Genomic DNA, 12,376 nt, shown 5'->3' with positions numbered 1-12,376 from the left:
TCTTCCTCCTCGCCTCGCGGCGCTTCCGGCTCCTCTTCCTCTTCCTCTTCTTCTTCCTCCTCGTCCTCTTCCTCCTCGCCTCGCGGCGCTTCCGGCTCCTCTTCCTCCTCCTCTTCCTCTTCTTCCTCGTCCTCGTAGGGCTCCTCTTCCTCTTCGCCCTCCGGGCCCCGGTCCTCGTCCTCGTCCTCGGCGGCGTAGTCCTCCGCTTCCTCGTCCTCGTAGGGCTCCTCTTCCTCTTCCGCGTCCTCGTCCTCACGGCCCCCATCGGGGCGGGTGAGCTCCAGAGTGCGCTCGTGCAGCGAGTCCGCGAAGTCGGCGAGCTTGCGGTTGGCCGCCGCGGTCACGGCCTTCTTCCCGGCTTCCAGGGCTTCGCCGCGCAGCTGGTCACCGAGGTCGGCGAACTGCGGCATCTCCTTGACTCGGGAGAGGCCTTCCTTCATCAGCTGCCCGGGCTCGAGCCCGAAGCGGCGGCCGGCGAGATAGGTCGCCGCGGTGAAAGCCAGACGTCCTTTCTTGGTGCGTCCGAGGAGGTAACCCCCGGCCACCGCGGCCGCGAGCGCGATCTTGTTCATGTCCTGCATGAGCTCATCCCCTTCGCCAGGGCGTCGGCGGGCCCTCTGGCACCGCCCGCTGGGACCGTCCTCACCGGTGGCCCACGGGCGCTTCGCGCAGGGGCGGCGAAACGGTCCCGCTCGGGCTGCCGTCACTCAGCAGCTACCCCCACCACAAGACTTATGTCCCTAATAAGTGACATTCTAGGTTCTAGAGTGCCTTTCCCCCATGGGAGTGCATATGGCTGCAGAGACGCCTCGCTCACGACGGGTCCCCCCGCGGGGCGACGACGAAGAGCAGCACAGGAAGCCGCCCCGGCGAAGTACACCCCGGCGCCGTGCGGGCGTCCCGAACGCCGCCTCCGCCATGCGCTCGGCGGCCGTACAGCTCTCCGAGCTGCTGGGCCGGCCGCCCGACTCGGTGTCCTCGCTCAAGCCGACGGACGACGGGTGGGAGGCGCAGGTGGAGGTGATGGAGCTGGAACGCGTCCCCGACAGCACCAGCGTCATGGCCAGCTACCGCGTCGCCCTGGACGAGGAGGGCGAGCTGATCTCCTACGAACGCACCCGTCGCTACAGCCGAGGAACGATCGACCGGCCGGCCTGACACAGGCCCGGCCGCGGAAGGAGGCGCCATGACCATGGTGCCGCAGAGCGGCAGCACCGTATCCAGAGGCGGAGGCGGCAGCAGCAGCCTCTACGACGTCCTCGAGCTCATCCTCGATCGCGGTCTGGTCATCGACGTCTTCATCCGCGTCTCGTTGGTGGGCATCGAGATCCTGAAGATCGACGCACGGATCGTGGTCGCCAGCGTCGACACCTATCTGCGCTTCGCCGAGGCCTGCAACCGGCTCGACCTCGAAGCCGGCCGCAAGGCGCCCGCCCAACTCCCCGAGGTCGTCGGCGGCATGATGGAAGGGGGTGCCCGCGGCAAGTCCAAGGGCGCGCTCAGCGGCGCCGTCGAAGCCGTCTCCGACTCCCTGACCGGTGGCTCGTCCAAGTCGCGGGACGCCGAGGAGGAAGAGGCCGAGGAAGAAGCACCCGCCCGGAAGCGGCGCCCCGCCCGACGACCCGTACGGCGAGAGAAGGAGTGACCGATGGCGCTGTACGTGTACTCGATCACCGCCACGAGTCATTCCAGGCGCCTGGACGGGATGACGGGGGTGGGCTCCCACGCGGCCCCGCTCAGAAGCGTCACCGTCGGGAAGCTCAGCGCCATCGTCAGTGACATCGCGGAAGAGGTCCGCCCCAAACGCCGGGACCTCGCCGCGCACCAGGAGGTGCAGGATCGCCTGATGGGCGACGGCACCGTCCTGCCCCTGCAGTTCGGTTACATCGCGCCCGACGAGGACGCCGTACGACAGGCCCTCGAGGAGAACGCCGCCGCCTACCTGGCCACGCTGGAGCGCCTCGAAGGGTGCGCCGAGCACCATGTGAGGGCCTCTCAGCAGGACGAGGAGCCCCTCCTGCGCCAGATCCTGGAGGACTCGCCCGAGGCCCGGGACCTCAACGCGCGGATCCGGTCCGGTGATCAGGACCCGCAGCTGCCCATGGCCCTCGGCGAGCTCGTCGCCCGCGAGGTCGAGATGCGTCAGCAGACCCTGGCGGACGGCCTGGTCCAGGCGCTGCTCCCCTTCGCACGGGAACACCTCTCCCGCCCGCCGTCGGGCAGCGAGTTCCTCAACCTCTCCCTTCTGGTGCCTCAGGACCGCGAGAGCGACCTTCTGACGGCCGAGGGCAATCTGGCCCGCGAGATCGACGGCGGCGTCGACCTCCGCTTCCACGGGCCCCTGCCCCCCTACAGCTTCGTGCAGTGACCGCCGGCCGTCGCCGGAGAGAGGGAGGAGGACCCGCCATGGGGCTGCTCACCCGGCTGCTGACGCTGCCCGTCGAGCCGGTGCGGGCCGTGATGTGGACCGCACAGCGCGTGGTCGACGCGGCCGAGGACGAGTACTACGATCCCGCGCCCGTCTGGCGTGAACTCGCGGAGCTCGAACGCCTGCTGGTGAACGGGGAGATCGACCAGGAGACGTTCGACCTCCGCGAGGACGAACTGCTCGACCGCCTGGCGGAGATAGACGAGTTCCGGCAGCGACTGCCGTGACCAGGAGATGAGGCGCCACCGTGACCGATCCCCTACCGGGCCGACCCGGCTCCTACACGTCCCGGGCCGCCGCGCCGTACGGCCAGAACACCTCGTCCAGCCTTGCCGACATCCTGGAACGTGTCCTGGACAAGGGCATCGTGATCGCCGGCGACATCCGCATCAACCTGCTCGACATCGAACTTCTCACGATCAAGCTCCGCATCCTGATCGCCTCGGTGGACAAGGCGAAGGAGATGGGGATCGACTGGTGGGAGTACGATCCCTCGCTCTCCAGCCGCCACACCGGCAGCCCGCTGGAGCAGGAGAACCGGCGCCTGCGGGCCGAGCTGGAGTCCCTCCGGCGCGACCGGGTGGGCGAGGGAGAGGCCGGCGGTCGCGCCGCCGGCGCGCTGTACGACCTGCCCACCGACCACCCGGACGACGAGGCGGGCGGTCCCGGCGGACGGCGGCGCACATGACGAGCGCCGCCGAGGAGACGCTGACCTACGTGTACGCCGTCGTCCGACGTGCGCAGGCGCCGCACGACGCCCTCGCGGGCGTCACCGGGGTCCTCGGGGCGCCCGTCCGGCTGCTGTACGAGCCGGCTGCCTCCGGGGCGAGGGGCGAGCCGCTCCCAGGCGGCCACGGACCGGCGGAGGGGGTCCTGGACGAGGCCCTCGTGGACGACACCGACGAGACCGAGGAGACGGAGGAGACGGACGAGGCCGGCGCGTCCGGCCGTCCGGGGGCCGTCGTCTTCGTCGTCAGTCCCGTGCCGCGCCGGGACTTCGACGAGGCGGCTCTGAAGGACCACTTCGAAGACCTGGAGTGGCTCGAAAGCGTCGCCCGGGCCCACCACGACGTCGTCCAGGCCCTCGCCGCCCACGCGACCGTCCTGCCCCTGCGCATGGCCACCGTCTATCAGGACGACGCCCGGGCCGGGCAGGCGCTCGCCAGGCGGCGCGAGGCGTTCGCCGAGCGGCTGGCCGGGCTGGAGGCGCACACCGAGTTCGGGGTGAAGATGTACCTCCTGCGGTCCGGCACGCCCCGGCCCGGCGCCGAACCCGCCGCGGAGGCGCCGGCGCAGTCCCCGGGCAAGGCCTACCTCCGGCGCCGCAAGGCCCAGCACCACGCCCAGGAGGCCGCCTACGACGAGGCGCGACGCGCGGCGGAGACCATCGAGGCCGCGGCGTCGCCGCACGCCTCCCAGCGCGTGCGCCACGCGGTGCAGCGAGGAGCGCTGACCGGTCCCGAGGAGAACGTTCTCAACGACGCCTACCTGGTGCCGGACGCGCGGGCGGAGGCGTTTCGCGCGGCGGTGACGCGCGCGGCCCGGGACTTCCCGGACGTCCGCGTCGACGTGACGGGGCCGTGGGCCCCCTACTCCTTCGTCACACCGCCCGACGAGGCCGACGAGGCCGTCGGGACGCCTGACGAGACGGGTCACCCGCCCCAAGAGGCTCACCAAGCCGAGGGCCCGAGCCCGTCCCGGGAGCCCGGATACCCGCCAGGCGCCCCCCACGCGCCCCTGGGCGCACCCGACCGGCCCGGCTCCCCGCCCGGCGTCCGCCACGAGGCCCCGGGCCCGTCCGCGGAGCCCGGGCACCCGCCCGGCGTCCGCCACGACCCGCCCGACACCCGGCGGTCCGCGTCATGACCCTTCCCGAGCGCGGTGACCCGCTCCCCGAACGCCAGGTCGCCCTCATCGACCTCCTCGACCGGTTGCTCACCGGCGGGGTGGTGATCACCGGCGACATCGTCCTGTCCATCGCCGACATCGACCTCGTCCGGATCTCCCTGCGCGCGCTCATCGTCTCGGTCGGCTCCGAGACGGGGCCGCCCACGGCCGTACGGGACGGTGGACCGCCGTGAACGGGGAACCGACGGGCCGGGACGGCGCAAAGGTGCCGCCCGCCGCGAGCGCGCCACCGCGCCTCCGGGCCGTGGGCGACGCCATGTCCCAGGCCTTCCGGCTCGTCCAGGCGCCCCCCACGGCCCAGGGGGAGCGTCCACGGCCCGCGCACCGTCTCCACACGGACCGGGACTCCGTCGAGGAGGACCTCCTGAAGCTCGTCCTGACCCTGGTGGAACTCCTCCGTCAGCTCATCGAGCGCCAGGCCCTGCGGCGCGTCGACGCCGGCGACCTCACCGACGAGCAGGAGGAGGAGCTCGGCGCGACCCTCCTGGCCCTGCACGACCGACTGGCCGAGCTGTGCGTCGAGCACGGCTTCACCCTCGACGACCTGAACCTCGACCTCGGGCCGCTCGGGCACCTGCTCCCCCGCGAGCCCTCGTGACCTCGCCTCCCGCTCCGCTCGTGGCCTCCGGCGTGGCTACCGGCGTGCGGCCTTCCGGCCCGCCCGCAGCCACTCCTTGTTCATGGCGGCGATCGACGGCAGCGGGATGCCCTTCGGGCAGGCCGTCGCGCACTCCCCGGTGAGCGTGCAGCCGCCGAAGCCCTCCGCGTCCATCTGGGCCACCATGTCGAGGACCCGGGTCTCGCGCTCCGGCGCGCCCTGCGGGAGCACGTTCAGGTGGTTGATCTTGGCCGAGGTGAAGAGCATCGCCGAGCCGTTGGGACAGGCCGCCACACACGCGCCGCAGCCGATGCACTCGGCGTGTTCGAAGGCGTGGTCGGCGTCGGCCTTGGGGACCGGCGTCGCATGGGCCTCGGGGGCCGCCCCGGTGGGGACGCTGATGTAGCCGCCGGCCTGGATGACCCGGTCGAAGGCCGACCGGTCGACGACGAGGTCCTTGACCACCGGGAAGGCGGCGGCACGCCACGGTTCGATGTCGATGGTGTCGCCGTCACGGAAGGACCGCATGTGGAGCTGGCAGGTGGTGGTGCGCTCGGGGCCGTGGGCGTCGCCGTTGATGACGAGGCTGCACGCGCCGCAGATGCCCTCGCGGCAGTCGTGGTCGAAGGCCACGGGGTCCTCGCCCCGCAGCGTGAGCTCCTCGTTGAGGGTGTCGAGCATTTCCAGGAACGACATGTCCGGGGAGATGCCGTCCACCTGGTAGGTGGACATGGCGCCTTCGGCGTCGGCGTTCTTCTGGCGCCAGACGCGCAGGGTGAGCTTCATGCGTAGCTCCGCTGGGTGGGGTGGACGTACTCGAAGACGAGGTCTTCCTTGTGCAGGACGGGGGCGTCGCCGGTGCCGCCGAACTCCCAGGCGGCGACATAGGAGAACTCCTCGTCGCGGCGGGCCGCCTCGCCGTCCGGTGTCTGGGACTCCTCGCGGAAGTGACCGCCGCAGGACTCGGCGCGGTGCAGGGCGTCGAGGCACATCAGCTCGGCGAGTTCGAGGTAGTCGACGACGCGGTTGGCCCGCTCCAGCGACTGGTTGAACTCCTCGCCCGTGCCGGGCACCTTCACGCGGCGCCAGAACTCCTCGCGGATCCGCGGAATGCGCTCGAGCGCCTCGCGCAGCCCTTCCTCCGAGCGGGCCATGCCGCAGAACTCCCACATGAGTTCGCCCAGTTCGCGGTGGAAGGAGTCGGGCGTGCGGTCGCCGTCCACCGCGAGGAGGCGGTGCAGCCGGTCCTCCGTCTCGGCCAGTACCTCCCGTACCGCCGGGTGGTCGTCCTGGAGGGGTTCGCTCGACGGGTGGCGGGCGAGGTAGTCGTTGATCGTGGAGGGCAGGACGAAGTAGCCGTCGGCGAGCCCCTGCATCAGCGCGGAGGCGCCGAGGCGGTTGGCCCCGTGGTCGGAGAAGTTGGCCTCGCCGATGGCGAAGAGGCCGGGGACGGTGGTCTGGAGGTCGTAGTCCACCCAGAGGCCGCCCATCGTGTAGTGCACGGCGGGGTAGATCCGCATCGGCACCTCGTACGGGTTCTCGGCGGTGATCCGCTCGTACATGTCGAAGAGGTTGCCGTACTTCTCCTCGACCGCCCGGCGGCCCATCCGCCGGATGGCGTCGGCGAAGTCGAGGTAGACGCCCTGGCCGCCGGGGCCGACGCCGCGCCCCTCGTCGCAGACGTTCTTGGCGGCGCGGGAGGCGATGTCGCGCGGCACGAGATTGCCGAAGGAGGGGTAGATCCGCTCCAGGTAGTAGTCGCGCTCGTCCTCGAGGATCTCGGCGGCGGGGCGCGTGTCGCCCTTCGCCTTGGGGACCCAGATGCGTCCGTCGTTGCGCAGCGACTCGCTCATCAGCGTCAGCTTGGACTGGTGGTCGCCGGTGCGCGGGATGCAGGTGGGGTGGATCTGGGTGAAGCAGGGGTTGGCGAAGTGGGCGCCGCGCCGGTGTGCCCGCCAGACGGCGGTGGCGTTGGAGTTCATGGCGTTGGTCGACAGGTAGAAGACGTTGCCGTAGCCGCCGCTCGCCAGGACCACCGCGTCGGCGTAGTGGGTGGAGACCCGGCCGGTCACCAGATCGCGGGCGACGATGCCGCGGGCCCGGCCGTCGACGACGATCAGGTCCAGCATCTCGGTACGGGCGTGCAACTCGACGTTGCCCGCCGCGATCTGGCGCGACAGCGCCTGGTAGGCGCCGAGGAGGAGCTGCTGGCCCGTCTGGCCGCGGGCGTAGAAGGTGCGGGAGACCTGGACGCCGCCGAAGGAGCGGGTGTCGAGGAGTCCGCCGTACTCGCGGGCGAAGGGGACGCCCTGGGCGACGCACTGGTCGATGATCTCCACGGAGATCTGGGCGAGGCGGTGGACGTTGGACTCGCGGGCCCGGAAGTCGCCGCCCTTGACGGTGTCGTAGAAGAGGCGGTGGACGGAGTCGCCGTCGTTGCGGTAGTTCTTGGCGGCGTTGATGCCGCCCTGTGCGGCGATGGAGTGGGCGCGGCGCGGGGAGTCCTGGTAGCAGAACTGGACGACGCGGTAGCCCTGTTCGGCGAGGGTGGCGCCGGCGGAGCCGCCGGCGAGGCCGGTGCCGACGACGATGACGGTGTGCTTGCGCCGGTTGGCGGGATTGACCAGCTTGGCCTGGAAGCGCCGGGTGTCCCAGCGCTCGGCGACGGGCCCGGCGGGCGCCTTGTGATCGACGGCGGGGGCGCCGGTCGTGTAGTCGAGGAAGCTCATGTCAGCTCACCACTCCGGTCATGACGGCGACGGGTACGGAGACGAAGCCCGCGGTGAGGGCGAGGGCGAGCCCGTTGGCGAGGGCCTTCAGGGCCCGGTCGCGGCGCGCGTTGCCCACCCCGAGGGTCTGGGCCGCGCTCCAGAAGCCGTGGCGGACGTGGAGTCCGACGGCGACCATGGCGACGATGTAGATGACGTTGCCGTACCAGGTGGAGAAGGTGTCCACGACGTTCTGGTAGGGGTGGCCCTCCTGGAAGCCGCCGGGGTGCACGGTGCCGGTGGTCAGGTCGAGGATGTGCCAGACGATGAAGAGGGCGAGGATGACGCCGCCCCAGCGCATGGTGCGGGTGGCGTAGGAGGAGCGCTTGCGCTTGTGCACGTAGGCGGTGGGGCGGGCCGCGATGTCGCGCCGGCTGAGCTGATAGGCGGAGACGGCGTGGCCGACGACGGCGGCCAGGAGCACGATCCGCACGAGCCACAGGGCCCAGGAGTGGTGCAGGACGGGGGCGCCCATGGTGCGCAGCCAGTGGCCGTACGCGTTGAACTCCTCGGGCCCGAAGAAGACCTTCAGGTTGCCCGCGACGTGGGCGACGAGGTAGCCGAGCATGAGGAGGCCGCTGACGGCCATGACCGTCTTCTTGCCGATCGTCGACGCCCAGAAGCCGGACGGGCGCGCCGGGGACGGCGGGCGGCCGGTCCCCCGGTTCTTCGTCTTCGTTGCCAGAGCCATGGGAAAGACGCTAGGGCCGAACGGTCCGAGAGGTCCAAGACATGGTCCGGCTCATCTCGATAGGCTTTCCCTATGCAGTTCCAGCAGCTCCTCTATTTCGTGGCCGTGGCGGAGACCCGTCACTTCACGCGTGCCGCGGAGCGGGTCCACGTGTCCCAGCCCTCGCTGTCCCAGCAGATCAAGGCCCTGGAGCAGGAGCTCGGGGCGGAGCTGTTCAGCCGGGCGCGCGGGAACATCACGCTGACCGAGGCGGGTGAGGCGCTGCTGCCGCTGGCCCGGCGGATCCTCGCCGACGCGGACACGGCACGGCACGAGGTGCAGGAGCTGGCACAGCTGAGGCGGGGCAGGCTGCGGCTCGGCGCGACGCCGAGCCTGTGCACGGGGATGCTGCCGGACGTCCTGCGGGCCTTCCACGATCTGCATCCGGGGATCCGGCTCTTCATCGAGGAGGGCGGTTCGCACGACCTCGTACGGCAGCTGGCGCGCGGCGCGCTCGACCTGGCGCTGGTGGTGCTGCCGCTGCCGACCCCCTCGCCGGCGCTGACGACGGTGGAGCTGCTGCGCGAGGACCTGGTGATGGTGTCCTCGGCCGCCCTGCCGGCTCCCGGCCGGCCGGTGCGGATCGCGGATCTGCGCGACCGGCCGCTGGTGATGTTCCGGCACGGCTACGACCTGCGGGAGCTGACGGTGGCGGCGTGCCGGGCCGAGGGATTCGAGCCGTCGTTCACGGTGGAGGGCGGCGAGATGGACGCGGTGCTGGGATTCGTACGGGCGGGTCTGGGGGTCGCGGTGGTGCCGGCCATGGTCGCGGCGCGTGCCGGCCGCGACCTGCGGGTCACCCCGCTGGCCGGCCCGGGCCTGCGGCGCACGATCGCGCTGGCGCACCGCAGCGACGTGGCCCCGCCGCGGGCGGCCCGGGAGCTGCAGAGGCTCCTCCTCCGCTCCCGGTGACCGCCCGCCGGGCCCGCCGCACCACGCTGTCCGGCCGGGGCTACACCGCGTCCGCGAGGAGCAGGGAGTGGATGCGGTCGGGGGCTCCGGGGCGGGCGTAGTACCAGCCCTGGGCCGTGTCGCAGCCGAGCTCGCGCAGCTGCTGGGCCTGTGCGCCGGTCTCCACGCCCTCCACCGTCACCGCCAGCTCCAGGCTGTGGGCCAGCGAGACGATGCCCTCCACGATCTTGAGGTCGACGGGGTCCGCCGGGTGCTGCTGCATGCCGCGGGTGAAGGAGCGGTCGAGCTTGAGGACGCTCACCGGCAGGCGGCGCAGGTTGGCCAGGTTGGAGTAGCCCGTGCCGAAGTCGTCGAGCGCGATGTCCACGCCCATCTCGGCCAGCTGGCGCAGCGGCTTGAGCAGGTCGTCGTCGGCGCCGATCAGCGCCGACTCGGTGACCTCCAGGCACAGCGCCCCCGGCTCCAGACCCGAGCGCTCCAGGACGTCGACGGTGTCGGCGACCAGGCGCGGATGGTGCAGCTGGGTCGGCGAGAGGTTGACGTTGATGCGCAGCGGGCCGCCGTCGGAGTGCCGGGTCTGCCAGAACCGGGCCTGGCGCACCGCCTCCTGGAGCACCCAGCGGCCGAGCGGCACGATCAGGCCGGTGTTCTCGGCGAGCGGGATGAAGCGGTCGGGACCGAGCACGCCGTGCTGCGGGTGGCACCACCGTACGAGCGCCTCGGCGCCGTGCACGCTGCCGTCGCCGAGGTGCACGAGCGGCTGGTACTCGATGAAGAACTCGCCGCGTTCCAGGGCGGCCGGCAGGGCGGTGGTGAGCCCGTGCCGGGTGATGGCCCGGGCGTCCGCCTCGGCGTCGGCGAGCTCGAAGCGGTTGCCTCCGGCCGACTTGGCGCGGTACATGGTGATGTCGGCGCTGCGCAGCACCTCGGCCGGGGTCCGCTCGCCGGCCGGTCCCTCGACGACGCCGACGCTGCCGCGGACGGTCAGCTCGCGGCCGTCGATCCGGACGGGGGTGGCGAGCGTGGTGAGGATGCGGTTCGCCAGCTCGACGACCTGCGCTTCGGTGTCGCTGCCCGTGGTGAGGGCGACGAACTCGTCGCCGCCGAGCCGGGCCACCATCTCGCCGGGTGCGGTCGCGCAGCTCTGCAGCCGGTCGGCGACCTCGACGAGCAGCCGGTCGCCGGCCGCGTGGCCGAGGCTGTCGTTGATGGCCTTGAAGCCGTCCAGGTCGAGGTAGCAGAGGCCGAAGCGGGCCCCCTCGGCGGACGTGAGGGCCTTCTCCAGGCGCTCGAAGAACAGGGTCCGGTTGGGCAGTCCGGTCAGCGCGTCGTGGGTGGCCTCGTAGCGCAGCCGCAGGTTGAGCAGGCGCCGCTCGGTGGTGTCCTCCATCAGCGCCAGCTGGTACTGGGGGAAGCCCTCGGCGTCCCGGAGCAGCGAGACGGTGAGGTTGGTCCACAGGACGGTGCCGTCGCCGCGGTAGTAGGGCTTCTCGACCCGGTAGTGCTCGCGTTCGCCGCGCACCAGCTCGCCGTAGAGCTTCCAGACGTGCGGGGCGTCCTCCGGGTGCACCCAGTCCTGGACGTTGCGGCTGCGGACGTGATGCTCCAGACCGCCGAACATCCGGGTCAGCGTCTCGTTGACCTCCAGGATGTTGCCGTCGAGGTCCGCGATGCCGATGCCGATGGCGGCTCCCTCGAAGACCGCGCGGAAGCGGGTCTCGGTGGCGTGCAGGGCGACTTCGGCGGCGCTGCGGGCGGCGAGCGCTGAGCGGGCGATCGACTCCTGCTCGGTGAGGGTCCGCTGGCGCAGGGCCTGGGCGAAGCCGGCCGCCATGGCGTGCTGGAGCCGTGCGCACCTGGCCCGCAGCTCCTCGGCGGGGTGCTCCCCGTCGTTGCCGCAATACAGCACGAGGTAGGAGTCGACGACGCCGAGGGTACGGCTGAGGGAGTCGGGGTCCGTGCAGTGGGCCGCCACGAGCGCGGCGCCGGCGCGGTGCGCCGGGGTCGTGTCGAAGGGCCGGTCGTGCAGTGCGGCGCGCAGGGCGTGCGCGAGCGGCAGCAGGTGCCGCTCGAACTCGGCGCGGGTCAGCGAGGTGGCGGTGACCGGGAAGATGGCCCGGCTCCAGATGGTCGCGAACCGCCGGACTCTGTCCTCGGCGTCGTCCGGTTCCGCCCCCGAACCGGACGGCTGAGACGGCAGCTTCACGCCTTGCGCCCCACCCCTGCGAAGCCCGAGAAGGCGAAGGGATCCTCCTCCTCGGCCTCCCCCTCGGGCCGCCAGTCCGGCATGGACACCAGCCCGGGGTCGAGGAGTTCGCAGCCCGCGAAGAAGCGGGAGATCTCGGCGTGCGAGCGCATCACCAGGGGGTTGCGGATGGTGCGGTAGACCTCGACGGTGCCGCCGGCCTGCTCCTCCGTCAGCGGGATGCCCTCGTAGGAGGCGTGGGTCAGTATCACGAGGCTGCCGGGGGCCAGCCCGCCGAGGAGTTCGGCGACGGCCTCCGCCGGTTCGTCCTCGTCCTCCAGGAAGTGCAGGACGGCGACGAGCAGCAGTGCCACCGGCTTGTCCAGGTCGAGGAGCCGGCCCACCTCGGGGCTGTGCAGGATCTCGCGCGGCTTGCGCAGGTCGGCGGAGACGACGGCCGCGCCGTCGTTGCCCTCGAGCACGGCGCGGCTGTGCGCGACGGCGACCGGGTCGTGGTCGACGTACACCACGCGCGCCGCGGGGTCCGCGGCCTGGGCGATCTCGTGGACGTTGCCGAACGTCGGTATGCCAGAGCCTATGTCGAGGAACTGGGTGACGCCGCTGTCGACCGCGAAGCGCACGGCGCGGCGCATGAAGGCACGGTTCGCCTGCATGATCTTGGGCAGTCCCGGCATGAACTCCATCGCCTTGCGGGCCGCTTCCCGGTCCACTTCGAAATTGTGCGAGCCGCCCAGATAGAAGTCGTACATACGGGACACGCTCGGCACCGAGATATCGATACCCGGCGGGGCCCAGGCGGGACGCTCCATCAATGTCTCCAACAAGT

The 12,376-nt window shown here is 71.7% G+C and carries 14 protein-coding genes and 1 pseudogene; 9 read left to right on the top strand and 6 right to left on the bottom strand.

Going from position 1 to position 12,376, the window contains the following annotated elements; genetic code table 11:
- A pseudogene (locus AB0K65_RS14045) lies at window positions 1–581 on the bottom strand (histone protein); the annotation flags it as partial.
- A gap of 211 nt (window positions 582–792) precedes the next feature.
- On the opposite strand from AB0K65_RS14045, the gene AB0K65_RS14040 reads away from it, so the two are divergent.
- The 8 genes from AB0K65_RS14040 (at window position 793) to AB0K65_RS14005 (ending at window position 4,934) form a co-directional block, all read left to right on the top strand.
- Entirely contained in the window at window positions 793–1,158 is a 366-nt protein-coding gene (locus AB0K65_RS14040) for a gas vesicle protein (protein ID WP_365716080.1), read from the top strand.
- Window positions 1,159–1,186: 28 nt separating this feature from the next.
- Window positions 1,187–1,645 (top strand): gas vesicle structural protein GvpA, encoded by a 459-nt coding sequence (locus AB0K65_RS14035; protein WP_365716079.1) that lies wholly within the window; start codon window positions 1,187–1,189, stop codon window positions 1,643–1,645.
- Window positions 1,646–1,648: 3 nt separating this feature from the next.
- The gene (locus tag AB0K65_RS14030; protein ID WP_365716078.1) at window positions 1,649–2,368 is read left to right on the top strand and encodes a GvpL/GvpF family gas vesicle protein; all 720 of its coding nucleotides are present in this window, start codon (window positions 1,649–1,651) and stop codon (window positions 2,366–2,368) included.
- A 38-nt stretch (window positions 2,369–2,406) separates the two neighbouring features.
- The gene (locus AB0K65_RS14025; protein ID WP_365716077.1) at window positions 2,407–2,655 is read left to right on the top strand and encodes a gas vesicle protein GvpG; all 249 of its coding nucleotides are present in this window, start codon (window positions 2,407–2,409) and stop codon (window positions 2,653–2,655) included.
- Window positions 2,656–2,675: 20 nt separating this feature from the next.
- Window positions 2,676–3,116: a gas vesicle protein gene (locus AB0K65_RS14020; protein WP_365716075.1), complete on the top strand. Its 441-nt coding sequence runs from the start codon at window positions 2,676–2,678 to the stop codon at window positions 3,114–3,116.
- A complete protein-coding gene (locus AB0K65_RS14015) occupies window positions 3,113–4,294 on the top strand; it encodes a GvpL/GvpF family gas vesicle protein (RefSeq protein WP_365716074.1) in 1,182 nt (393 codons plus the stop codon). Before AB0K65_RS14020 ends, AB0K65_RS14015 begins: the two co-directional genes overlap by 4 nt.
- Window positions 4,291–4,509, top strand: a complete 219-nt coding sequence (locus tag AB0K65_RS14010) for a gas vesicle protein (RefSeq protein WP_365716073.1) — start codon at window positions 4,291–4,293, stop codon at window positions 4,507–4,509. The genes AB0K65_RS14015 and AB0K65_RS14010 overlap by 4 nt, the downstream gene beginning before the upstream one ends.
- 83 nt (window positions 4,510–4,592) lie before the next feature.
- Window positions 4,593–4,934: a gas vesicle protein K gene (locus AB0K65_RS14005; protein WP_365716072.1), complete on the top strand. Its 342-nt coding sequence runs from the start codon at window positions 4,593–4,595 to the stop codon at window positions 4,932–4,934.
- Window positions 4,935–4,970: 36 nt separating this feature from the next.
- Here AB0K65_RS14005 and AB0K65_RS14000 read toward each other — a convergent pair whose 3' ends face one another.
- From AB0K65_RS14000 to AB0K65_RS13990, 3 genes are read right to left on the bottom strand one after another with little or no spacing between them, the layout of a single operon-like run.
- Complete coding sequence (locus AB0K65_RS14000) at window positions 4,971–5,720, bottom strand: succinate dehydrogenase/fumarate reductase iron-sulfur subunit (protein WP_365716071.1); 750 nt, start codon at window positions 5,718–5,720, stop codon at window positions 4,971–4,973.
- Window positions 5,717–7,663 carry a fumarate reductase/succinate dehydrogenase flavoprotein subunit gene (locus AB0K65_RS13995; RefSeq protein WP_365716070.1) on the bottom strand — a complete coding sequence of 649 codons (1,947 nt, stop codon included), beginning with the start codon at window positions 7,661–7,663 and terminating at the stop codon, window positions 5,717–5,719. The genes AB0K65_RS14000 and AB0K65_RS13995 overlap by 4 nt, the downstream gene beginning before the upstream one ends.
- 1 nt (window position 7,664) lies before the next feature.
- On the bottom strand, window positions 7,665–8,393 hold the full coding sequence (locus AB0K65_RS13990) for a succinate dehydrogenase (RefSeq protein WP_365716069.1): 729 nt from the start codon (window positions 8,391–8,393) through the stop codon (window positions 7,665–7,667).
- A gap of 72 nt (window positions 8,394–8,465) precedes the next feature.
- Here AB0K65_RS13990 and AB0K65_RS13985 point away from each other — a divergent pair, with 72 nt between their 5' ends.
- Window positions 8,466–9,344 carry a LysR substrate-binding domain-containing protein gene (locus AB0K65_RS13985; protein ID WP_365716068.1) on the top strand — a complete coding sequence of 293 codons (879 nt, stop codon included), beginning with the start codon at window positions 8,466–8,468 and terminating at the stop codon, window positions 9,342–9,344.
- A gap of 40 nt (window positions 9,345–9,384) precedes the next feature.
- On the opposite strand, the gene AB0K65_RS13980 is transcribed toward AB0K65_RS13985, so the two are convergent.
- Both AB0K65_RS13980 and AB0K65_RS13975 read right to left on the bottom strand, forming a co-directional pair.
- Window positions 9,385–11,550: an EAL domain-containing protein gene (locus AB0K65_RS13980; RefSeq protein ID WP_365716067.1), complete on the bottom strand. Its 2,166-nt coding sequence runs from the start codon at window positions 11,548–11,550 to the stop codon at window positions 9,385–9,387.
- A complete protein-coding gene (locus tag AB0K65_RS13975; RefSeq protein WP_365716066.1) occupies window positions 11,547–12,359 on the bottom strand; it encodes an SAM-dependent methyltransferase in 813 nt (270 codons plus the stop codon). The genes AB0K65_RS13980 and AB0K65_RS13975 overlap by 4 nt, the downstream gene beginning before the upstream one ends.
- Window positions 12,360–12,376: the final 17 nt, after the last annotated feature.

This window comes from Streptomyces sp. NPDC053755 (assembly GCF_040677675.1).
GTDB lineage: Bacteria > Actinomycetota > Actinomycetes > Streptomycetales > Streptomycetaceae > Streptomyces.
The sequence above is the reverse complement of the archived record's forward strand: the minus strand, read 5'-3'. Positions and strand labels throughout refer to the sequence as shown.

What these genes read in the sequence shown, in the direction of transcription:
- AB0K65_RS13990 (WP_365716069.1), bottom strand. Translation starts at nt 8,393, where the DNA reads ATGGCTCTGGCAACGAAGACGAAGAACCGGGGGACCGGCCGCCCGCCG.
- AB0K65_RS14000 (WP_365716071.1), bottom strand. Translation starts at nt 5,720, where the DNA reads ATGAAGCTCACCCTGCGCGTCTGGCGCCAGAAGAACGCCGACGCCGAA.
- AB0K65_RS14035 (WP_365716079.1), top strand. Translation starts at nt 1,187, where the DNA reads ATGACCATGGTGCCGCAGAGCGGCAGCACCGTATCCAGAGGCGGAGGC.
- AB0K65_RS14040 (WP_365716080.1), top strand. Translation starts at nt 793, where the DNA reads ATGGCTGCAGAGACGCCTCGCTCACGACGGGTCCCCCCGCGGGGCGAC.
- AB0K65_RS14030 (WP_365716078.1), top strand. Translation starts at nt 1,649, where the DNA reads ATGGCGCTGTACGTGTACTCGATCACCGCCACGAGTCATTCCAGGCGC.
- AB0K65_RS14005 (WP_365716072.1), top strand. Translation starts at nt 4,593, where the DNA reads ATGTCCCAGGCCTTCCGGCTCGTCCAGGCGCCCCCCACGGCCCAGGGG.
- AB0K65_RS14010 (WP_365716073.1), top strand. Translation starts at nt 4,291, where the DNA reads ATGACCCTTCCCGAGCGCGGTGACCCGCTCCCCGAACGCCAGGTCGCC.
- AB0K65_RS14025 (WP_365716077.1), top strand. Translation starts at nt 2,407, where the DNA reads ATGGGGCTGCTCACCCGGCTGCTGACGCTGCCCGTCGAGCCGGTGCGG.
- AB0K65_RS14015 (WP_365716074.1), top strand. Translation starts at nt 3,113, where the DNA reads ATGACGAGCGCCGCCGAGGAGACGCTGACCTACGTGTACGCCGTCGTC.
- AB0K65_RS13995 (WP_365716070.1), bottom strand. Translation starts at nt 7,663, where the DNA reads ATGAGCTTCCTCGACTACACGACCGGCGCCCCCGCCGTCGATCACAAG.
- AB0K65_RS13975 (WP_365716066.1), bottom strand. Translation starts at nt 12,359, where the DNA reads ATGGAGCGTCCCGCCTGGGCCCCGCCGGGTATCGATATCTCGGTGCCG.
- AB0K65_RS13985 (WP_365716068.1), top strand. Translation starts at nt 8,466, where the DNA reads ATGCAGTTCCAGCAGCTCCTCTATTTCGTGGCCGTGGCGGAGACCCGT.